This is a genomic window from Brachybacterium muris, assembly GCF_016907455.1.
GTDB lineage: Bacteria > Actinomycetota > Actinomycetes > Actinomycetales > Dermabacteraceae > Brachybacterium > Brachybacterium muris.
The window spans coordinates 1,631,838-1,652,894 of the sequence record NZ_JAFBCB010000001.1; the positions used below are offsets into that span (position 1 = coordinate 1,631,838).

Sequence of the window (21,057 nt, forward strand, 5' to 3'; positions counted from 1 at the left end):
CCTCACCGGAAGTCCCGGGAGGTGCCCGCGGCTGTCAGTTCGAGATGCTCGACGCCGTCGGCCACCAGGTTCACCGCCCCGGTGCGGTTCTCCACGATGCCCCGCAGCACCACGGCGCGGGAGGTGCGCAGCAGCGCCCGGTGACGGGACCAGAACCCGGCCGAGCACACCACGTTGAGCATCCCGGTCTCGTCCTCGAGGCTGAGGAAGGTGATGCCGCTGGCCGTCTGCGGCCGCTGCCGGTGGGTGATCACCCCGCCCACCCGCACCCGGGTGGAGTCCTCCACGTCCCGGCACTCACCGATCGCCAGCACCCCCTCGGCACCCATATGCTCCCGCACCAGCACCATCGGGTGGTCATCGAGGGTGATGCCGGTAGCCCAGGCGTCGGCCGAGGCGAGCTCACCGTCGCTCATCCCCGGCAGCATCGGCGCCCGTGCCCCCACCGCCAGGCCCGGCAGGGTGTGCGGGGACTCCTGGGCGGCGGCCCCGGCCGCCCACAGCGCCTGCCTGCGTGAGGAGGCCAGCGCGTCCAGGGCTCCGGCGGTGGCCAGTGCCTCCAGCTGTCGGGCCGTCAGCCCCACCCGCCGGGCCAGGTCCGGTACCGAGGTGAAGGGGCCGTGCGCCTCCCTCTCGGCGACGATCTGCTCGGCGGTATCGGTGCTGATGGAGCGCACCTGGTCCAGGCCCAGGCGGATCGCGGGCCCGCCACGGGCCTGCTCCCCCTGCACCTGCGGGCCGGGGTCGTGATCGGGCACCTGGTAGGGGCGGTGCTCCTCGTCGCACTCCAGGTCGGTGCGGGCCGCGCTGCGCAGCGCGTCGGGCCCGCGGGTGAGCACGCCGTGCCGGCGGGCGTCGGCCACCAGGGACTGCGGGGAGTAGAAGCCCATCGGCTGGGAGCGCAGCAGGGCGGCGGTGAACGCGGCCGGGTAGTGGCACTTGAGGTAGGAGCTGGCGTACACCAGGTAGGCGAAGGAGTAGGCGTGGGACTCGGGGAAGCCGTAGTTGGCGAAGGCCAGCAGTTTGCGGTGCACCGCCTCGGCGTCCTCCCCGCTGATGCCGTGCCGGGCCATCCCCGCGAACAGTGCGTCGGACAGCTCCAGCATCTTCTGGGTGGAGCGCTTGGAGCCCATCGCGCGGCGCAGCTGGTCGGCCTGGGCGGGGGTGAAGTCGGCGACGTCCACCACCATCTGCATCAGCTGCTCCTGGAACAGCGGCACCCCCAGGGTGCGGCCCAGGGACTTCTCCAGCAGCGGGTGGATGAAGGTGACCGGCTCCTCCTTGTTGCGGCGGCGGATGTAAGGGTGCACGGAGCCGCCCTGGATGGGGCCGGGCCGGATCAGCGCCACCTCCACCACCAGGTCGTAGAACTCGCGGGGCTTCAGCCGCGGCAGGGTGGAGATCTGGGCGCGGGACTCCACCTGGAACACGCCCACGCTGTCACCGGTGCACAGCATGTCGTACACCGCCGGGTCCTCCTGCGGCAGGGTGCGCAGTTCGTAGGACTGCCCGTGGTGGTGGGCCACCAGGCGCAGGCAGTGGTCCAGCGCGGTGAGCATCCCCAGGCCCAGCAGGTCGAACTTCACCAGGCCCGCGTCGGCGCAGTCGTCCTTGTCCCACTGCAGCACGCTGCGGTCGGCCATCGCCGCCCACTGCACCGGGCACACCTCGATCACCGGCCGATCGCACAGCACCATGCCCCCGGAGTGGATGCCCAGGTGCCGTGGGGCATCCCGCAGCTGCTGGGCCAGGGCCATCACGTCCGCGGGGATCTGCGCCTCGGCCAGGGAGGAGAAGGAGCGCTCGATGCGCTTGGAGAAGGCGTCCTGCGCACCGGGGTCGTAGCCGAGCGCCCGGGCGGCGTCGCGCACCGCGAGCTTCGCCCGGTAGGTGATGACGTTGGCGACCTGGGCGGCGTTCTCCCTGCCGTAGCGCCGGTACACGTACTGGATCACTTCCTCGCGACGGTCGGCGGCGATGTCGATGTCGATGTCGGGCGGCCCGTCCCGCTCCGGTGCCAGGAACCGTTCGAACAGCAGATGATGGCCGACGGGTTCGACGGCGGTGATGCCCAGCGCGTAGCAGACCGCGGAGTTCGCGGCCGACCCGCGGCCCTGGCACAGGATCCGCTCACGCCGGCAGAAGGCCACGATGTCGTGCACGATCAGGAAGTAGCCGGGAAAATGCAGGTCGGTGATCACCTTCAGCTCGTGGTCGATCTGCGCCCATGCCCCGGGCACCCGTTCGGCACCGTCGGGCCCTGGCCGGGGCCCGTATCGGGCGCGCCCCTCGATCTCCACCAGCTCCACCAGCCAGCTGGCCTCGTCGTGCCCGGCCGGCACCGGCGACGGCGGCAGGTCCGGGGCCAGCAGCCGCAGGTCCAGGGCGCACTCCCGCCCCAGCCGGGCCGCGTCGCTGATGGCCTGCGGGTAGCGGGGAAGCAGGTGCGCCAGTTCCTCGCCGCTGCGCAGGTGCGCCAGACGGTCCGGGAGGTACGGGTCGGCCTGGGCCAGCGGCACCCCGGCGCGCAGGGCGGCGTGGGTGTCGGCCAGGTGCTTGCCGGAGGGATCGGCGTAATGGGCGTTGGTGGAGGCCACCAGTGGCAGGGTGATCCGGTCCAGGCCGTGGTTCTCGCGTACCAGGCGGGCCCCCTGGGCAAGGGCGTCGTGCAGCTCATCGGCGGCTCCTCCCCCGCCGGCCACCAGTTCGACGGCCACGTTGCCGGGGCCGAACAGGTCGATCAGCCGGGCGATCGCCTCGGCCGCGGCGTGGGCGGCGCCATCCAGGTCACCGGCCTCGAGGTGCGCGGCGGCAGCGCGGGTGACCGATCCCTTGCGGCAGCCGGTGAGGATCTGCCAGTGCCCCTGGTGGGCGATGCGGGACAGCTCGGACAGGCGGTAGCGCGGCACGCCCTTCTCGCCGCTGTCGAGGTGGGCGCGGGCGATCGCGGAGGACAGCTCCCGGTACCCGATCTCATCGCGCACCAGCACCAGCAGGTGCTCGCCGTCCGGGTCGGGCACCCCGGTGCGGGGCGCGGAGCGCACGGGGACGGTCCCGGCGTGCTCGGCGCCCGGTTCCAGGCCCAGGGTGAGCTCGGCGCCGAACACGGTGGAAAGGCCCTGTTCGCGGGCGGCGCGGGCGAAGCGCACCGCCCCGGGCAGCCCGTCGTGGTCCACCAGTGCCAGGGCGGTCAGGCCCAGCTGCGCGGCCTGTTCCACCATCTCCTCGGGGCTGGAGGCGCCGTCCAGGAAGCTGAAGTGGGAGTGGGCGTGCAGCTCGGCGTAGTCCACCCGGTGGGCGGAGCGGGGCTGATCGGGCTGGGCGGGCCTGCGGTGGCCGGTGTGCTCGACCGTGATCGGCGGGGAGACCAGCTCCGCGGGACGGTCCGAGAGGATCGCCTCGAGGTCCTTCCACGCGGGCGGCCCCAGGAACCAGCCGGCCATCAGACGGTGCTCCTGCGGTGCTGCCCGGTCACGACGGTGTCACTGCCATGGGGGCTCTCCCAGTACTCAAGATGTCGGCTGTTCTGCTCCTCCTGTGGGTCACCTCAGTCATACATCCCCTCCAGGAACCACTCGCCGGTGCGGGACAGGGCCAGCACCGCTGTCTCTTCGTCACCGGCTCCCGCGAGCACCAGCTGCAGACGCGCCGCGCGATTGCCGCCGGGTGTCCACCAGCGCTCGTCGATCACGGTGGGGGCACCGTGGGCCAGCACCGTCAGCGCGGTGCCCGCACGCAGCCCTGCCCTTTGCAGGGCGGGGGCGCCGGGTGCGGCCACCAGCAGACGGGCCGGCGGGGCGCTGAGCAGACCGCGGGCGGTGACCACCACCGGGCTGCCGTGCGCGTCCTGGAGCAGCACCGGTGGCGGGGTACGGAACACGGTGGCCGGCACCGGTCGCGGCAGGGACCCCGGCCAGGGGCCGTGGCGCGGTGCAGGCTTCTCGGCGCGCCAGGGCACCAGCTGCACCTCCTCAGCCAGCAGGCGCCCGCCCACCAGCACCGGCACCTGCACGGCGTCCTCCCCCGCGAGGCCCTGCGCACGGGCGAAGGCGCGGGCTGCCCGCTGGGCCGCCTCCCCGGCACTGCCCCACAGGGCGGGGGCGTTCTGCCCGGCGGGCGCCAGCTGCAGGGGGTGCAGACCGATCCGCACGATCGCCCCGGTGGCGGGCCCACCCAAGCGGGCACGGGTGATCCAGCCGTCGCACTGCCAGCGGATGCGGTCCACCACGTCGGCCACGGTGAGCGCGCCGTCGTGCCGCCAGGTGCGCTCCATCTCCTCGCCGCCCTCGGTGCGGGCCACGATCCGCAGCCGCGTGCACACCAGGCCCCGCTCCACCAGCATCGTGTGCAACTGCTCGGCCAGGGGGCGGGCCACGAAGGCGGCCTGGTCGGTGCGCACCAGGGGTGGGTCCAGGGCGGCCTCGGCCAGGATCGGCTGGGTGGGGTGGTGCGCCGCGGGCGGGGCGGGCTCCTGGCCGGTGGCCAGCAGGTGCAGGGTGGCCACGTCCGGGCCGAAGCGGTCGGCCACCGAGGCGGCGGGCAGTGCGGCCAGGTCCCCCAGGGTGGCGATGCCCAGACGCTGCAGGAGGTCCACCGTCTCGGGCAGGTCCAGGCGGCGCTCGGCCCGGGTGGCGGCCGGTTGGCCGCGGTGTCCCCAGCCGGGGCCGACGGGGGCGTCGCGCAGGGCTGCGATGGGGTGCGGGGCCAGGTAGTCGCCGGAGCGGCCGGGTCGCACGATCCTGCCGGCGCGGGCAGCGAGCAGGGCTGCGAAGGGGCCGTCGGCGATGCCCACGGAGCAGTCCCAGCCGGTGAGGTCGGCGACGGCGTCGATGATGTGCTCGGCGAGCGTGGACTCATCGCCGTGATGGCGGGCAGGGCCGCGGGCCGACATCAGCAGGGTGCCGGGCCGCAGCACGTCCACCCCGGCGGCGACGGTGTCCACCGCGGCGGCCACCAGCTCGAACAGAGCTGATTCGCTCTCCCTGTCGCCCTCCAGCACCAGGGCGTCGGGGCAGGCGGCGCGGGCTGCACGGCGACGCATCCCCGGCAGCGCCCCGGCCTGCCGGGCGGCGGACCCGGCATGGGTGACCCGGTGCTGATCCAGCAGTATCACTGGGGTGAGTGCGAGATCGACCGGTTCGGAGTCGGTGCGGCGCTGGTGGCGGTCCAGGGCGGCCACCAGCGGCCAGTCCGGGACGATCACGGCGGCGGTGCGGGTGGCGGGGCTGCCGGTGGGGGTGCCCGTGTCAGGCACGGTGGTGGAGGTTCCCATCATCCGGCCCTCCGTACGGGATGCAGGGCAGGCCGACCGCCGCTGGCTCCGCTGGCGGCGACCCCGCGCCCGGCCCCTGCCGGGACCAGCGGCGCCTCACTGATCGCCCCGCCCACCTGCGGCAGCAGCACCTCGACATCCCGGTGCCCGGCGATGCCCCGCCCGCTCGAGGTGACATGCAGACGGCGCCGGCGCAGCCGCCCCGACCCTGCCTGCAGCCCGGTCCAGCCGCGGCTGGTGGTGTGCAGGGTGATGTCGGCGGTGCCGGGCGGACGGGCGGCCAGCACCAGGGTGTCGGCGGCACGAGCCCGGCCCAGCAGGCTGCGCCACAGCGCCGGGGCGAGGTCGAGGTCGGGCCCGAGCACCAGGACTCCCACCCCATCGGCCAGGGTGGAGAGCACCTGGGGACGCTGCTCCCCGCCGGCGGGCGCGAGGGCGAGACGGCAGGGATCCAGCCCGGCGTCCAGAGCGGAGCGCAGCCCGAGATCGTCCATCCCAGCGACCGCGCACCAGGAGTCCTCCCCCGCGGCGGCGACCGCGAGGGACAGCAGCAGGGAGGTGGTGGCCGCCCCCTGCACCGCGACGGAGCTGCCGGCCCGCACCCCTGCCCGGGGGAACAGATCGGCCAGGGGGTCCGGGACGGGCAGGCGCGTGCCGGTGACGTCGTCGACGAGCCCAGGAGAGGCGTCATGCCGGGTGGATGCCGGCTCGGACGGCGCCCCCTGGACAGGCCGCAGCGCGGTGCGGTCGATCCGCCCACCCCAGCGGGCAGCGCTGCGCTCCGCCGCAGAGAGCACGGCGCGTGCCTGCGCCAGGCGCTCCTCCTGCACAGGGTTCTCGCGGGTCACCGCTGTCATGGATCCACCTCCGCTCTGCTGCCCAGGGCACTTCGTATCGCCGCATTACTCGAACAGGCGTTCGAACTCTACGCCGACATTCGGAGAGCCTCAAGGACAGCAGGTCATCGCTTCGAACAGTTGTACGAAGCATGGTGGAGGGGTGTGACAGACGAGGATCCGCGGGCGCAGATCCTTGATCGATCTCGTCGTAACCCCTGCGATCTGTCAGAAGGGTGGGGGTTCGTCGTACGGGGACGGACGGGCTGGGGGTTCGTCGCCGGGGTCAGGTGTCCCTCGTTGTTGTTTGCGGTGTTTGATGGTGAGGGCGCGTTGTTCGCGGTGGTCCTGGTAGGCGGCCCAGGCGGCGGTGAGGTCGGCGATCGTGGCGGGGGTGGCCAGGTCGGTGTCGTCCCGGACCGCGACCGATGCTCCGGCACGGATCTCCCACTGCGTCACCCCGGGCTTCGTGGTGGGGGTGGGGTGGCGGATCGGGTCGAGCAGGCCGGTGGTCTTGAGCCGGTGGTGCATCCAGCACAGCAGGTGCAGGTTCTCTACCTCCGTCTGCCCGCCCTGTTCGGGGTTCGTGTGGTCGTATTCCTGGATGTGGTCGCATTCGGTGGCCCACGAGGAGGCCCGGGTGCAGCCGGGGACCGCGCAGGTCGCGTGCCGCAGGCGGAGGTGCTCCAGCATCGGCTTGCTCGGCCGGTAGGTGTCTGCTGAGAGGGGAAGGAACGCGCCCGATGCGGGATCGGTCAGGACCCGGTACCAGACCTCGCTGTCCCCGGCGAGCTCCCGTGCCATCGACGCGGGGACCGGGATGGTGCCGTCCAGGGTGCCGGGTTCCTCGGAGATGCCCAGCAGAGTCAGGGCCGGGACGGTCACGGTGAGACGGAAACGGGCTGCCGGGACCTTCACCCCGTCCGTGTCCAGGGTCGCGCCGGTGAGCAGCTCGTACCGGATCCTGGCCAGGGACAGGGGCTTGCCGTGCGCTTCGACGGCGCCGGTGGCATCCAAGGGCAGGGGTTCGCCGGCTTCGAGGGCGCGGCGCTGGGTGTCCTGGATCGCGCGGGCTGCGGCATCCAGGCGCTGGGCGAGGTCCAGGATCTCCGGGATCGGCCCGGTGACCTGGAGGCAGCCGATACCGTCCTCCCCCACGGGCAGCAGGTCCACGCGGCGGCGGCCTTCGGGGGTGTGCTGGGCGGGGGTCCCACGGGATGCTTCGATACGGGTCAGGGCGTGGGAGAGTTTGCGGCGGTACTGCTCGACCGTGACATCCAGCGGCCACGACGCGACCTGGGCGTCCAGGGCGGCGAGGTCCGGCTCGGGAAACATCCGGGTGCGGAGCAGGAGACGCCCGAACCATTCCACCGGGAACACCCCGGCCTCCAGCCGGGCGAAGCACCGCGGGAAGCTGGTGAGGGCCCGGTGGGCGTCGTTGATGCGGTGGAACGCGACACCACGGGTGCAGCGCAGCGCCAGAGCCACCGCCAGGGTCTCTGCCTCGTACACGTCCAGGCAGGCCGGGTCCGCGTCCTTGGGGATCTCCGTCTCCCGCCAGAACGCGGCCAGGCGCCGGTAGTGGGCGGCCTGGCGGCGGGACTCGGCCGGCCCCTCAGCCCAGATCTCCTGCAGCCCAGGATCGGTCAGCAGGCCCCCCAGGATCGGATCCTCCAGATCCCCACCCGGCGGCACCACCACACCAGCAGCGGGGGCAGCAGTCAGGGGCGCAGGGACAGGGTCCGGGATGGGGACGAGATCGGGGGCGGGCATGAGTGCTGGGGAGTGCGCGCGCCCGTCAGCAGCGGATGACTGCGTCGAACCCGGGGGTGAAGGCGACGGCAGTGCCACGCAGGCCGAGTCGTCGACCTGATCGCTACTGCGCTTGCGCGGATCGTCCTGCAACTCACCCATGCCGCCCATCACACACCCCCTTGCCCACGGACCGATTTGATTACTTGATTGATTCGATCCTAGAGGCCACCTCCGACAATTCAAGCCCCACCCGGAAATGTGCACAAGAATGTGGAAAACACGGTATTGGGGAGGAACACCGAAAGGCGATGAAGGCGGGAGGGTGGGCCGATGGAGACAACTACCGGCGCCATACGCCGACCAGTGCAGCGTTCGTGAACTGCGGGAAGAGTGGGCTGGCGGACCGGTGGGTCGGCGGAGTCGCGGGGCTATGGGCCGATGGACCGGTGGAAATGCGGAGTTGCGGGGTTGCGGGCAGACCCCACTCTCACCCAGAAATGTGGATAACCAACCCCTGGGGAGGAACTCGGCCCCCAAACGGGGAAATCCCTGTGGATAACCGACCCCTGGGGAGGAACACCTCCCAGTCAGACGGGGCAATCCCTGTGGATAACCGAACGATGTGGCTCAACCATCCCCCGCTTACCCTCATTGCTCACCAAGAATGGGGATGACCCGGTGGAAAACCCTACATGGGGGAGGAACCTGAACCCAGGAACCCAGGAACCCAGAACCCCTGGGCCCCGGAGGACGAGGAACAGTGTCAGCCCGCCGAGAGCATCGCCCGGCGCTGCCAGAACACCACGGCGCTGGCGGCAGCCACGTTCAACGAGTCCACTCCCCCGGCCATCGGGATCACCACGTGGTCCGGGACGGCCCGCAGCGTGGCGGGCGTGAGCCCGTGCCCCTCCGTGCCGAGGACGAAAGCGACCTTGCGCTCCGGCCCGAGGTCCACGGCATCCAGCGCACACGCCTGATCGGAGAGGGCCAGGGACAGAACGTCGAACCCGGCCTCGCGCAGGCGGTCCACGTCGGCCGGCCATTCCCGGAGCCTGGTCCACGGCACCTGGAACACGGTGCCCATCGACACCCGGATCGAGCGGCGGTACAGCGGGTCGGCGCAGCGCGGGCTCACCAGCACCGCATCCACCCCCAGTGCCGCAGCGGAGCGGAACATGGCACCCACGTTGGTGTGGTCCACGATGTCCTCGAGCACCGCGACAGTACGGGCCCCGGCCAGCACCTCGGCCACGGGCGGCAGTGCGGGCCGGTGCATCGCAGCCAGTGCCCCGCGGTGCAGGTGGAAGCCGGTGATCTGCTCCAGCAGGGCCTCGTCGGCCACCAGCACCGGCACGTCGGGGAAGCGGGAGGTAAGGGGCTCGAACTTCTCCAGCCACTTCTCGCTCATCAGGAAGGAGCGGGGCTCCATGCCGGCGTCCATCGCCCGGGAGATGACTTCGTAGCTCTCGGCCATGAACAGGCCGCGCTCCACCTCGATGCGGGAGCGCAGGCGCACATCGGTCATGCGCAGGTAGTCGTCCAGGACCGGATCGGCGGGGTCCAGGATGCGACGGATCTGGGAGGTCACGGGGCCAGGCGGGGCGAGCTCGGGGCTTGCGCCGTCAGGACAGGGATAGCGAGCGCGCGGTGAACCGCTCCCCGCGCTGCTCCACCACGAGCGGCAGCCCGAAAGCGCGGGTGAGGTTCTGCGAGGTGATCGTCTCAGCGATGGGGCCGGCGGCAACCACGCCGCCCTCGCGCAGCAGCAGGGCGTGGGTGTAGCCCGGGGGGATCTCCTCCACGTGGTGGGTGACCAGCACGGTCACCGGCGTGGCGGGGTCCTTGGCGAGCTGGCTGAGGGTGCGCACCAGCTCCTCGCGGCCGCCCAGGTCCAGCCCGGCGGCGGGCTCGTCCAGCAGCAGCAGCTCCGGGTCGGTCATCAGGGCGCGCGCGGACAGCACGCGCTTGCGCTCACCGGTGGAGAGGGTGCCGAACATGCGGTCGGCCTTGTCGGCCACACCGAAGGCGTCCAGCAGCACGCGGGCGCGGTCCAGGTCCAGGTCGTCGTACTGCTCGCGCCAGCGGCCCACGATGCCGTACCCGGCGGTGACCACCACGTCGAGCACCTTCTCCTCGACCGGCACCGTCTCGGCCAGTTCCTGGCTGGCCAGCCCGATCAGGGGGCGCAGCTCGAAGATGTCGGTGCGGCCCAGACGTTCGCCGAACAGGTCCACGGTGCCGCTGGTGGGGTGCAGTCGCGCCGAGAGCAGGCGCACCAGGGTGGACTTGCCGGCGCCGTTGGGGCCGAGCACTGCCCAGCGCTCCCCCTCGGCGATGGTCAGGTTCACGGTGGACAGGATGTCGCGCCCATTGCGGCGGACGACGACATCGTTCAGGGAAGCTGCAGCAACGGCCATGGGTCGAGCTTATCGCCCCTAGACTGACTGAGCCCGGATCCGCCCAGCAGGAGGTCACCGTGCCGCTCCGTCCCGTCTCCCTCCACGCCACCCGCGGTTCCGTCGCCGCCCAGGAGATCTCCCAGGGCATCGACGCCCTGCTGGAGGAGTACCGCGACCAGGTGCCCCTCGAGTTCCCCGCCGAGGTCCTGGCGGAGGCCGAGCGCGTGGCAGGCAGGGCGGCACCCCGTACCGGAAGTGCTGCTTCGGCCGACGACACTGCCCGCATCGACCGCATCGACCGCACCGATGTGCCGTTCGTGACGCTGGACCCCGAGTCCTCCACCGATCTGGACCAGGCGATGCACCTGGAGCGCACCGATGCCGGGTATCGCGTGCTGTACGCGATCGCCGACGTCCCGCTGTTCGTGGACCTGGACGGCGCGATCGACACCGAGGCCCGGCGGCGCGGCGCCACCGTGTACCTGCCCGACCGTCGCGTCCCCCTGCACCCCGAGGTCCTCTCCGAGGGCGTGGCGTCCCTGCTGCCCGAGCAGGACACCCCCGCCTTCGTGTGGATCTTCGACCTCGACCAGGCCGGCGCCGTGCAGAGCATCGACCTGGAGCGGGCCACAGTGCGCTCGGTGGCCAAGCTCGACTACGACACGGTGCAGGAACAGCTCGATGCCGGCCAGGGCCACCCGATGATGCAGCTGCTGCAGGAGATCGGCGACCTGCGCCAGCAGCAGGAGGCGGCACGCGGTGGGGCCAGCCTGAACGTGCCCGAGCAGGAAGTGGAGGGCGATGGCGACCATGTTCTGCTCACCTGGCGCAGCCCCAACCCGATCGAGGAGGCCAACGCGCAGATCTCCTTGATGACGGGGATGGCTGCCGCGCAGCTGATGCTGGAGCACGGCGCCGGGATCCTGCGCACCATGCCCCCTGCGGAGCCTCAGGCCATCGAGCGCTTCCGGCGCCAGTCCCAGGTGCTGGGCACCCCGTGGCCGAAGGACGTCGCCTACGGGGACTTCCTGCGCTCCCTCGACTGGCGCGATCCCGGGCACCTGGCGCTGCTGAACCAGGCCACCTCCCTGTTCCGCGGTGCCTCCTATGCCGCCTTCACCACTGCGCAGGAGGTCCCGGATGATCCCGCGCAGGCCGCAATCGCAGCGCCGTACGCCCATGCCACGGCGCCGCTGCGACGATTGGTGGATCGTTTCGTGCTGCTGGTGTGCCACGCCCACGCCGCAGGCCGCACCCCGGAACCGGCCCTGCTGCAGGCGTTGGAGGCGATCCCGGAGGCGATGCGCACCACCGCGGCGAAGGCCGGGGAACTGGAGCGGCACGCGATCGAGCTGGTGGAGACCGCTGCCCTGCGGGCCTTCGTGGGCGAGGAGTTCGACGCCTCGGTGATCGAGCGCCGTGAGGCCACGCCGTCGAAGGAATCTGGGAAGGGCACGAGCAACGGCAGCCCCACCCGGGTGGAGGTGCAGCTGACCGACCCGCCGGTCACCGCCTGGGTGCCGATGGATGCCAGTCCCGGTGACGTGGTGCGGGTGCGCCTGGACTCGGTGGACCCCCGGCACGGCACGGCCCGTTTCGTGCCGGCCGGCGACCTGTCGGCATCGGCCGACGGCGACCGGTGAGCGCCGCCGCTCGCGCGCAGTACCTGGCGCTGCCCCGTGCTGCAGCGCTGATGATGCACGCCGCCTCCTACCTGCGAGGCGATGCAGGGCCCGATGACATCACCCAGCTCAGCCTGGGCAGCGGCAGGGACCGGCACGGTGCGGAGGGGGTCGAGCTGTTCGACTGGCTCACCTCGCTGCGGCGGATCCCGCTGCTCCACCTGCGTCTGGTGCTGCCGTTACCGGGCCGGATCGCCGGGCTCGTGGGACCACCGGAGGCGGTCGAGGCGGCCCTGGCCTGCGAACAGGCCGTGGTGGTGACCGCTGCCGGGCTGCCCGACCACACCCTGGTTCCCGAGGTCACGCCGGTGTCCTCCGTCGACGGGCCGATCGGCCTGGTGGACTGGATGCACTACCCCGCGCCCAGAGGTGCGAGTCTGCCGCCCACCCCGAGCTCCGGCACTGCCCGCGAGCAGCTGCTGCGGGTGATGCAGGCCGCCGCCCGCTCCACCGTCGACCTGGACCTGGTGCCCGATGAGCCGATCCCCGCGGACGAGCTGCCGTTGAGCTGGATCCGTTCCGTCCCGCCCCGTCATCTGAGCGCCGCGGACGCCCATCTGCTGGAGCTCGCGGGGCGGGTCCTGGTTCTCACCGGGTACGAGCTCACTGCGGGTTCCCCGCATGCTCGGGGGCTCGCCGACGACCAGGCACGCCGCACGATCCTGGAGCAGTTGCGGGACGCGGCCCGCGAGGCCCTAGTCGAGACCGTCGAGCGCGCCGCGGATGTTGCCGGCTGACTGAGCAGCCCTCAGCCAGCCGTTCTCAACCGCCCTCAGCCGTCGTAGCTTTCCAGCACCTGCTTGTAGACCTCCAGGGTGCGCTCACCGATCGAGGTCCAGGAGAAGTGCCCGGCGGCCCGACGCCGTGATGCCTCGCCCATCTCGCGGGCCCGCGCCGGGTCCGAGACCATCCGCACCAGGGCGTCGGTCATGTCGGCCACGAAGCGGTCCGGGTCGGTCGGGGTGCCGGTGCCGTCGGTGAGCTGGTCGAAGTGGACCAGGTACCCGGTCTCACCGTCCACCACCACCTCGGGGATGCCGCCGGTGGCGGAGGCCACCACGGGGGTGCCGCAGGCCATCGCCTCGAGGTTCACGATGCCCAGCGGCTCGTACACGCTGGGGCACACGAAGGTGGTGGCGTGGGTGAGGATCTGGGTGAGGTCGGTGCGGGGCAGCATCTCGGTGATCAGGTGCACGTTGCCGCGGTCGCGGTGCAGCTCCCCCACCAGCTCGTCCACCTCGGCGGCGATCTGCGGGGTGTCCGGGGCGCCGGCGCACAGCACCACCTGGTAGTCGGCCGGAAGTTCCCGCACGGCGCGCAGGAAGTAGGGCAGGCCCTTCTGCCGGGTGATGCGGCCGACGAACACGATCGTCGGTGCTTCGGGATCGATACCGCGGGAGGTGAGAGCGGAGGTCTCGGGGTTCGGGGACCACTGCTCGATGTCGATACCGTTGTGCACCACGTGCACGCGGGCCGGATCGACGGACGGATAGGAGCGCAGGATGTCCTCCCGCATCCCGGCGGAGACAGCGATCACCCCCGCGGCGGACTCGTAGGCGGTGCGCTCGGCGAAGGAGCTGAGGCGGTAGCCGCCGCCCAGCTGCTCCGCCTTCCACGGGCGCAGGGGCTCGAGGGAGTGGGCGCTGAGCACATGCGGCATCCCGTGCAGCAGGGAGGCCACGTGCCCGGCGAAGTTCGCGTACCAGGTGTGGGAGTGGACCAGGTCCGCTCCCTCGCAGTCACGGGCGATCAGCAGATCGGTGCCCAGGGTGCTGAGAGCGGCGTTGGCACCGTCCAGCTCTGCCGGAGGGCGGTAGGAGGTGGTGTCGGTCTCGTCACGATCTGCGCCGAAGGCGCGCACCTGCACCTCGATGTGGTGGCGCAGCACGGCGCTCAGCTCGGCCACGTGCACACCGGCCCCGCCGTACACCTCCGGCGGGTACTCCTTGGTCAGCAGATCCACGCGCATAGCGATCCCTCCTCCGGCACCTTCGTCCGAGGGCCGTTCGACGACGTGATGGACACCACCTCTGCATTATCCTCGACTCATGCAGAAAAAGGTCCTCGCCATCGTTCTCGCAGGCGGAGAGGGCAAGCGCCTGATGCCGCTCACCCTCGACCGGGCGAAGCCCGCCGTCCCCTTCGGCGGGATCTACCGCCTGATCGACTTCGCTCTGTCCAACATCGTCAACTCCGGCTACCTGCGCGTGGTGGTGCTCACGCAGTACAAGTCGCACTCCCTGGACAAGCACATCTCCCAGACGTGGCGCATGAGCTCGCTGCTGGGCAACTACGTGGCCCCCGTCCCCGCGCAGCAGCGGATGGGCAAGCACTGGTACCGCGGCTCCTCGGACGCCATCTACCAGTCGCTGAACCTGATCTACGACGAGAAGCCCGACTACGTGGTCGTGGTCGGCGCCGACCACGTGTACCGCATGGACATCTCCCAGATGCTGGATGCGCACATCGCCTCCGGCAAGGCGTGTACGGTGGCAGCCATCCGCCAGCCGATCGAGATGTCCGACCAGTTCGGCGTCATCGAGACGGTCCCGGGGGACCCGTCCACGATCGCCCGTTTCGTGGAGAAGCCGAAGGAGACCACCGGGCTGGAGGACGATCCCACCCAGATCCTGGCCTCCATGGGCAACTACATCTTCACCGCCGACGCGCTGGTGGAGGCGGTCACCAAGGACGCGGAGGACGACGACGCCGCGCATGACATGGGTGGCGACATCGTGCCGTACTTCGTCCAGCAGGACGCCGCCGGCGTGTACGACTTCATCGACAACGACGTGCCCGGCTCCACCGACCGCGATCGTGACTACTGGCGGGACGTGGGCACCCTGGACGCGTTCTACGACGCCCACATGGACCTGATCGCCATCCACCCGGTGTTCAACCTGTACAACGAGGACTGGCCCACCTACACCGGGCACCGCACCGTGCCGCCGGCGAAGTTCGTGCACGCAGGGCCGGGCCGCATGGGTTCGGCCGTGGGCTCGATCATCTCCCCCGGGGTGGTGATCTCCGGCGCGCAGGTCTCCAACTCGGTGGTCTCACCGGGGGTCCGCATGAACTCGTGGTCCTCGGTCTCGGACTCGGTGGTGATGGACGGCGTCTCCATCGGCCGCCACAGCCAGATCCACCGCGCCATCATCGACAAGAACGTGGTGATCCCTCCCCGCACCCAGATCGGTCTGGACGCGGAGCAGGACCGGGCCCGCGGCTTCGTGGTCACCGAGTCCGGGATCACCGTGATCGGCAAGGGCACGGTCCTCGAACCGTGACGGGTGCCGCCGGCGCGACCGGCACCGTTCGCGTGACAGGTCTCCTGGTCTCCGACGTCGACTCCACCTTCCTCACGCAGGAGGTCATCGAACTGGTGGCCGAGCACGCCGGGGTGCGCGCGGACGTGGAGCGGATCACCGAGGCTGCGATGCGTGGGGAGCTGGACTTCTCCGCCTCACTGCGGCAGCGGGTGGCGCTGCTGGAGGGTCTTCCCGCAGCGGTGCTCGCACAGGTGCGAGAGGTGCTGGTACCCACCGAGGGGGCGCTGGAGCTGATGCGCCGGGCGCGGGAAGCCGGATGGGTGACGGCCCTGGTCTCCGGCGGCTTCCACGAGGTGATCGACGAACTCGCGGCGTCGGCCGGGATCGACCATGTGGTCGCCAATCGGTTCGGGATCCGCGACGGCCGCCTCACGGGCACCCTGGACGGGCCGATCATCGATGGCCGGGCGAAGCTGGACACCCTCGAGGAGCTGGCTCGTTCTCATGCAGTGCCCCGCTCCCGGGTGGTGGCGGTGGGTGACGGCGCCAACGATCGGGCGATGGTGCAGGCAGCTGGCACGGGCATCGCCTTCCGGGCGAAGCCCGCGCTTCGGGAAGCGGCCGACGTGGTCATTGACGGCACGTTGATGGACGTGTGGCCGCACCTGGAGGCCGCCGCCCGGACCTGAAGGGTCCCAGCGGCGCCATGCCCTCAGGGTCGGACGATCGTGTGCAGCGTCAGGGCGCTCTCGTCGAGGTCCGCCCAGTGCGCGAGCGGCCCGGAGAGGACCCCCATCGCGCCGGTGGGCAGGCCGATCCGGGCCTGCGCGACGGAACCGGCGTCGGACTCGTCATCGGCGAGCTGGGCGACGAGGCTGGACATGGTGGGCTCATGACCGATGGCCATCACCACTGTGTCCTGGTCGCCGGTGGAGCGGATCAGGTCCAGCAGCTCGGCGGTGCCGCCGCTGTAGATCTCCTCGTGGAACGTGGCCTGGCCGTCGAAGCCGTGCATCGTGGAGAGCACGTGCTGCCAGGTCTCCGAGGTGCGGGCAGCGTCCGAGACGAACACTCGGGTGGGGCGCACGTTCTGGGACTCCAGGTACTCCCCCACCAGCTGGGCCTGGGAATGGCCGCGGTCGGTGAGGCGTCGTTCGTGGTCCGGCTGGCCGGCACCGCTGTCCGCCTTGCCGTGTCGCATGAGCAGCAGGAGCCGACTGTCGGGGTCGGAGGATGACATGAGGGAGCGATCACACCTTGTGTCTCGGGGTTCGTGGGGCCGGGATCGATGCGGCCGGGATCAGTGTCCCATGCCGAGGCCGCCGTCGACGGGGATCACGGCTCCGGAGATGTAGGCGGCGTCGTCGCTCGCCATGAACGCCACCACGCGCGCCACTTCGCTGGGGTCGGCGAAGCGGCCGGCCGGGATGGACTTGCGGTAGGAGTCCTGGAGCTCGTCCGAGAGCTGCGCGGTCATGTCGGTGTCGATGTAGCCGGGGGCGACGACGTTCGCGGTGATGCCGCGGGAACCGAGCTCACGGGTGAGCGCACGGGCGATGCCGACCAGGCCTGCCTTGGAGGCTGCGTAGTTGATCTGCCCGGGGGATCCGTACAGGCCCACCACCGAGCTGATCAGCACGATCCGGCCCTTCTTCTTGCGCATCATCGAGCGGATCACCCGCTTCACGATGCGGAAGGAACCGGTGAGGTTGGTGTCCACGACGTTCTCGAAGGAGTCGTCGCTCATGCGCATCAGCAGCTGGTCATCGTTGATCCCGGCGTTGGCGACCAGCACCTCGATGGGGCCGTTGGCCTCCTCTGCGGCCTTCACGGCCGCGTCGAGGCTGTCGCCGTCGGTGACGTCGGCGGCGACGGTGATCGATCCCTCGGGCCCGCCGGAGCCGGAGCGGCTGGTGACCGCGACTTTGTCCCCGCGGCGCAGGAACTCCTCGGCGATGGCCCGGCCGATACCCCGGTTGCCTCCGGTGATCAGGACACTGCGCGGCTCGGTGACGGGATCGGACATCGGCTCTCCTGGATGAGGGGACTGATAAGGGGTGTGCTCTACGATACGTGTCGAGAGAGGCCAGGACCTTCGGGGGGACCTGGCCGACGTCGACTTCGGAAGGTGCCCCAGATGGCCTATCGCTTCAATCCTCCGCCGAACTGGCCCATCGAGGATCCGAACTGGACTCCCCCGCCCGGCTGGCAGCCGGATCCGTCGTGGGGTCCGCCGCCCGCGGACTGGAACTTCTGGGTCGCTGACGACACCCCTGCCGAGAGCGTCGCGGACACCCAGAGTGAAGTCGAGGAGACCCAGGCCGAGGACGCTCAGGTCGAGGTCGAGGACGCTCAGGCCGAGAAGGTCGAGGAGACGCCGGTCGCCGACGCTGAGGCGAACCCGGCAGACCACCTGGAGGGTCAGGATCCGGCCGGGGCTGCTGACGAGGCCGACGACCCTGTTGCTGCCCCTGAGGAGCGCTCGGCACCTGAGGAGCCCTCTGCCCCCGCCCTCGCCCCCGAGGAGCCCATGTCTTCCACTGAGGCTCCTGCTCCTGTGGGCGACGCGCCTGTCGAAGGGGCGCCCGAGACTGCGGAGTACGAGGGGCCCGACCTGGAGGCCGACCTCGCACAGCAGGCTCCCTACGAGACCGGCGATCAGGACTTCCCGCAGCAGCCTGAGCCGGGACCCGGTATCGACCAGGACGACACCGTTCACGAGCCCTCGGCCGGTGACGCCCCGCTCGTTGCCGGAGGCGCAGCGGCTGCAGGTGCCGGCACCGCCGCGGCATCCGGCTACGGCCAGGCCTCCCCGAGCCAGGGCTACGGTCAGGCCTCCCCGAACCAGGGCTACGGCTCGCCGGACAGCGCCTCTACCTGGACCGCCACCACTGCTCCCGAGGACGCCCCCAAGAAGGGCGTCGTGGCGCGGTTCTGGTGGGTCGGCTGCCTGGTGCTGCTGCTGGTCGGTCTGCTGATCGCCGTGCTGGCCGGCGGCATGCTGTTGATGAACCGCGGGGGCGAGGAGGAGCCCACCGGGAGTGGTGGCACCACCACTTCCGCCTCGGCCGACCCGACGGACGATCCCACGGCCACAGAGGAGGAGCCCACCTCCGAGGAGCCCACCACTGAGGAGGCATCCGAGGAGGCCGTGACGCCTTCGGTGCTTCCCACCGTGGATCCGGCGGCAGAGTCGGTCGAGGTCGTCTCCAACGATGGGCGCGGTACCATGCAGGTATCGATGGAGTGGCTTCCCGCCGAGCAGCTTCCCAGCGAGTACGGCGGCACCGTCGAGCCCGCGGAGCATGGGGAGTACCTGGTGGTGACCGCCAAGATCTCCGTCACCGAAGGACAGATGTTCTTCAGCAACGCCCAGTTCAACGTCGTCACCCCCTACGGTGGCGAACTGGGCACCGACCTGGAGTCCTACTCGCTCAAGGACTCCGGGATCGGGATCGAGGCCCCCACCGACATCAAGGCCGGAGAGGAGTACTCCATCAGGATGCTGTTCGCCCCGAAGCGGGCCGGCGGCATGCACCTGGAGTACGACACCTTCACCGACCAGTACACCTGGGACATCGCTGAGTGACCGAGCGATTCAACCCCCCGCCCAACTGGCCGGAGCCCCCGCACGACGGGTGGACCCCGCCGGCGGACTTCCGTCCGCAGCATGAGTGGGGTCCGGTCCCGGCCGGGTGGCGGTTGTGGCTCGGCAAGCAGCTCCCCTCCCGGGCCGGTTCGCCCCTGCAGCTCAGCGAGGACGTTCCCGCCAGTGGCGCGCAGCCCCGCGCCCGCGTCGAGGCGTATCCGGTGTCGGTGCTGAACCCGGGCATGTGGACCGAGAACCACCTGCAGGCTGAGGATTACGGCTTCGAGCCGGCCAAGCCCGTGAAGAACCGCCCCCGCCTGCGCCTGGCGCTCACCATCGTGGCGACCGTGCTCGGCTTCCTGTTGGCGGCGGCGACTGTCGTGCTGTTCGTCCAGCTCACCGACTTCGCGGTCGAGGACCTCCCGGGCATGATGACCGGTTGGCTCGGCGGTTCTCTCCCGGCCCCGCCGGGAGATTCATGACCTCCCCCACCGCTCGACGCAGGGTCCTGTTCAGCCGCGACACCCTGGTGGGCGTGCTCGTGGTCCTGTTGGCGGTGGCCGTGTGCGTGGGCCTGGGCCTGTGGCAGTACGGCAGGTTCGAGGCGCGCCGTGACCAGGCCCGGGTGGTGGAGGCTAACTACTCCTCCGACCCGGTGCCCCTCAGCGAGGTGATCAGCGCGCCCGAGGATCCCCTGGCCCCCACCGACGACTGGACCCCCGTGCAGATGCACGGACAGTACTGCACCGATCCCGCGTGCCAGCTCTACGTGCGCAACCGCACCCTGGGTGCTCAGGTCGGCTTCTGGCAGCTGGTCCCCTTCGTGGCGGACGACGGGACGACCCTGATGGTGGTGCGCGGCTGGGTCACCGCGCACTCCCAGGAATCCGTTCCGGCCGATCCCCCGCCGGTCCCCGAGGGCGAGCAGACGATCACCGTGCGACTGCGCCCCGCCGAGGATGCCCTGGAGCGTCGCGGCAACCCCGAGGGCCAGGTCCATTCCGTGGCCCCCGAGCAGATCCGGGCGCAGTTGCCCACCGGTTCCCTGCCTCGACTCGACGAGAGCCTCGTCACCGGCGCCTACGGGTCCCTGGTAGCTGAGGACCCCTCGGCCCCCAAGCCCACCGCCCTGCCTGCCCCGGACACGTCGCTGGGCCCGCACCTGTCCTATGCCTTCCAGTGGTGGATCTTCGCCCTCTTCTTCCCGGCGGCGCTGATCTACCGCACCCACCGACTGATCCAGGAGGAGTCCGAGGATGACGGGAACACCCCCCGTGCCCCGCGGGAACCCCGCGCCCGCCGCCGCAGCCGCGACGAGGAGGAGGAGGATGCGCTCCTCGACCCCTCTGCGCCCTGACCGGCCGGCGTCCCCGAGCGGCAGGACCGTGCCGCCGTTGCGCTTCCTGCCCGGTCCCCGTCCTCGGCGCATCGCCCACCGCGGGCTCGCCCTGGACGGGGCCGAGAACACCATGCGTGCCTTCGAGGATGCCGTCATTGCCGGTGCCGACATGCTCGAGACCGATACCCGCGCCACCTCCGACGGCCTCGCCCTCGCCTTCCACGACGAGGACCTGCGGCGCGTCGCCGATGATCCCCGCCGCATCGACCGGCTGAGCACCGTCGATGCTCGCCAGGTGCGCCTTGCCGGCGACGAGCCGCTGGCGACCTTGGAGGAGGTGCTGGGCACCTTCACCGATCTGCCTGTGAACATCGACGTCAAATCACCCTCGGCGATCGAACCGGCGGTAGCGGCCATCGCCCGCACCGGGAGCGCGGGCCGCATCTGCCTGGCGGGGTTCGACGACGCCGTCACCGCTCTCGCCGTGCGGAGGGTGCGGGAGGTCACCGGTGTCGCCCCGGTTCGAAGTCCCTCCCGTCGCGCCATCGCACTGTTCCTGGGCCTGGTCGCGTCCGAGGCACCCCATGCCGTGGTCAGGCGCCTGCTGGCGCCCTACGCTGCCCTGCAGGTGCCGCGGGCGTACCGGGGGATACCGGTGGTGACCCCGCGTACGGTGGCGGCAGCCCACCGGGCCGGCTGCGAGGTGCACGTGTGGACGATCGACGAGATCCCCGCCATGGAGGAACTGCTGGTCATGGGCGTGGATGGTATTATCAGCAACCGTGTCGACCGGCTCGGCCATCTTCTGGACGGGCCTCGGGAACAGAACCGGCACGCGGGGCGTTGAACCCCTGAGACCTGAACCCCCGAACCACCGGCGGGGCTGACGCCGCACCGTGCGCCCCCACCGGCAGGA

17 protein-coding genes are annotated in these 21,057 nt (G+C 71.2%); 8 read left to right on the forward strand and 9 right to left on the reverse strand.

The annotated features are described in order from the left end of the window. Window positions 1-2 precede the first annotated feature (2 nt). From JOD52_RS07560 to JOD52_RS07585, 6 genes are all read right to left on the reverse strand, one after another. A complete protein-coding gene (locus JOD52_RS07560) occupies window positions 3-3,443 on the reverse strand; it encodes an error-prone DNA polymerase (protein ID WP_204409257.1) in 3,441 nt (1,146 codons plus the stop codon). 104 nt (window positions 3,444-3,547) lie between these two features. Further along, complete coding sequence (locus JOD52_RS07565; protein WP_239551830.1) at window positions 3,548-5,272, reverse strand: DNA polymerase Y family protein; 1,725 nt, start codon at window positions 5,270-5,272, stop codon at window positions 3,548-3,550. Continuing rightward, entirely contained in the window at window positions 5,272-6,129 is an 858-nt protein-coding gene (locus JOD52_RS07570; RefSeq protein WP_204409259.1) for a hypothetical protein, read from the reverse strand. The genes JOD52_RS07565 and JOD52_RS07570 overlap by 1 nt, the downstream gene beginning before the upstream one ends. Window positions 6,130-6,336: 207 nt before the next feature. Then, on the reverse strand, window positions 6,337-7,881 hold the full coding sequence (locus JOD52_RS07575; protein ID WP_239551831.1) for an HNH endonuclease signature motif containing protein: 1,545 nt from the start codon (window positions 7,879-7,881) through the stop codon (window positions 6,337-6,339). 745 nt (window positions 7,882-8,626) lie between these two features. Further along, a complete protein-coding gene (locus tag JOD52_RS07580) occupies window positions 8,627-9,451 on the reverse strand; it encodes a TrmH family RNA methyltransferase (RefSeq protein WP_204409260.1) in 825 nt (274 codons plus the stop codon). 34 nt (window positions 9,452-9,485) lie between these two features. After that, entirely contained in the window at window positions 9,486-10,280 is a 795-nt protein-coding gene (locus JOD52_RS07585; RefSeq protein WP_204409261.1) for an ABC transporter ATP-binding protein, read from the reverse strand. A gap of 59 nt (window positions 10,281-10,339) precedes the next feature. Here JOD52_RS07585 and JOD52_RS07590 point away from each other — a divergent pair, with 59 nt between their 5' ends. Together JOD52_RS07590 and JOD52_RS07595 are read left to right on the forward strand one after the other, a co-directional pair. Continuing rightward, window positions 10,340-11,905: an RNB domain-containing ribonuclease gene (locus JOD52_RS07590; protein WP_204409262.1), complete on the forward strand. Its 1,566-nt coding sequence runs from the start codon at window positions 10,340-10,342 to the stop codon at window positions 11,903-11,905. Then, window positions 11,902-12,681 carry a hypothetical protein gene (locus JOD52_RS07595; RefSeq protein ID WP_204409263.1) on the forward strand — a complete coding sequence of 260 codons (780 nt, stop codon included), beginning with the start codon at window positions 11,902-11,904 and terminating at the stop codon, window positions 12,679-12,681. Before JOD52_RS07590 ends, JOD52_RS07595 begins: the two co-directional genes overlap by 4 nt. Before the next feature lie 35 nt (window positions 12,682-12,716). Here JOD52_RS07595 and glgA read toward each other — a convergent pair whose 3' ends face one another. Beyond that, window positions 12,717-13,913 (reverse strand): glycogen synthase, encoded by a 1,197-nt coding sequence (glgA, locus tag JOD52_RS07600; protein WP_204409264.1) that lies wholly within the window; start codon window positions 13,911-13,913, stop codon window positions 12,717-12,719. Window positions 13,914-13,992: 79 nt separating this feature from the next. Between glgA and glgC the strand changes: the two genes are divergently transcribed. Together glgC and serB are read left to right on the forward strand one after the other, a co-directional pair. Next, window positions 13,993-15,231, forward strand: coding sequence for a glucose-1-phosphate adenylyltransferase (gene glgC, locus JOD52_RS07605; protein WP_204409265.1), 1,239 nt, complete (start codon window positions 13,993-13,995; stop codon window positions 15,229-15,231). Beyond that, complete coding sequence (gene serB, locus JOD52_RS07610; protein ID WP_017822552.1) at window positions 15,228-15,902, forward strand: phosphoserine phosphatase SerB; 675 nt, start codon at window positions 15,228-15,230, stop codon at window positions 15,900-15,902. Before glgC ends, serB begins: the two co-directional genes overlap by 4 nt. Window positions 15,903-15,925: 23 nt before the next feature. Here the strand turns inward: serB and JOD52_RS07615 are convergent, their stop codons facing one another. Further along, on the reverse strand, window positions 15,926-16,453 hold the full coding sequence (locus tag JOD52_RS07615) for a SixA phosphatase family protein (RefSeq protein ID WP_017822551.1): 528 nt from the start codon (window positions 16,451-16,453) through the stop codon (window positions 15,926-15,928). Window positions 16,454-16,513: 60 nt separating this feature from the next. Continuing rightward, window positions 16,514-17,239: a 3-oxoacyl-ACP reductase FabG gene (fabG, locus tag JOD52_RS07620; protein ID WP_204409266.1), complete on the reverse strand. Its 726-nt coding sequence runs from the start codon at window positions 17,237-17,239 to the stop codon at window positions 16,514-16,516. A 111-nt stretch (window positions 17,240-17,350) separates the two neighbouring features. Between fabG and JOD52_RS07625 the strand changes: the two genes are divergently transcribed. Genes JOD52_RS07625 through JOD52_RS07640 form a run of 4 tightly spaced genes read left to right on the forward strand, consistent with a single transcriptional unit; the run spans window position 17,351 to window position 20,988 of the window. Continuing rightward, a complete protein-coding gene (locus tag JOD52_RS07625) occupies window positions 17,351-18,802 on the forward strand; it encodes a hypothetical protein (RefSeq protein ID WP_204409267.1) in 1,452 nt (483 codons plus the stop codon). Beyond that, window positions 18,799-19,284: a hypothetical protein gene (locus JOD52_RS07630; RefSeq protein WP_204409268.1), complete on the forward strand. Its 486-nt coding sequence runs from the start codon at window positions 18,799-18,801 to the stop codon at window positions 19,282-19,284. Before JOD52_RS07625 ends, JOD52_RS07630 begins: the two co-directional genes overlap by 4 nt. Then, window positions 19,281-20,159 carry an SURF1 family cytochrome oxidase biogenesis protein gene (locus tag JOD52_RS07635; RefSeq protein ID WP_204409269.1) on the forward strand — a complete coding sequence of 293 codons (879 nt, stop codon included), beginning with the start codon at window positions 19,281-19,283 and terminating at the stop codon, window positions 20,157-20,159. The genes JOD52_RS07630 and JOD52_RS07635 overlap by 4 nt, the downstream gene beginning before the upstream one ends. Then, entirely contained in the window at window positions 20,131-20,988 is an 858-nt protein-coding gene (locus JOD52_RS07640; protein WP_204409270.1) for a glycerophosphodiester phosphodiesterase family protein, read from the forward strand. The genes JOD52_RS07635 and JOD52_RS07640 overlap by 29 nt, the downstream gene beginning before the upstream one ends. The last annotated feature ends 69 nt before the right edge of the window (window positions 20,989-21,057 follow it).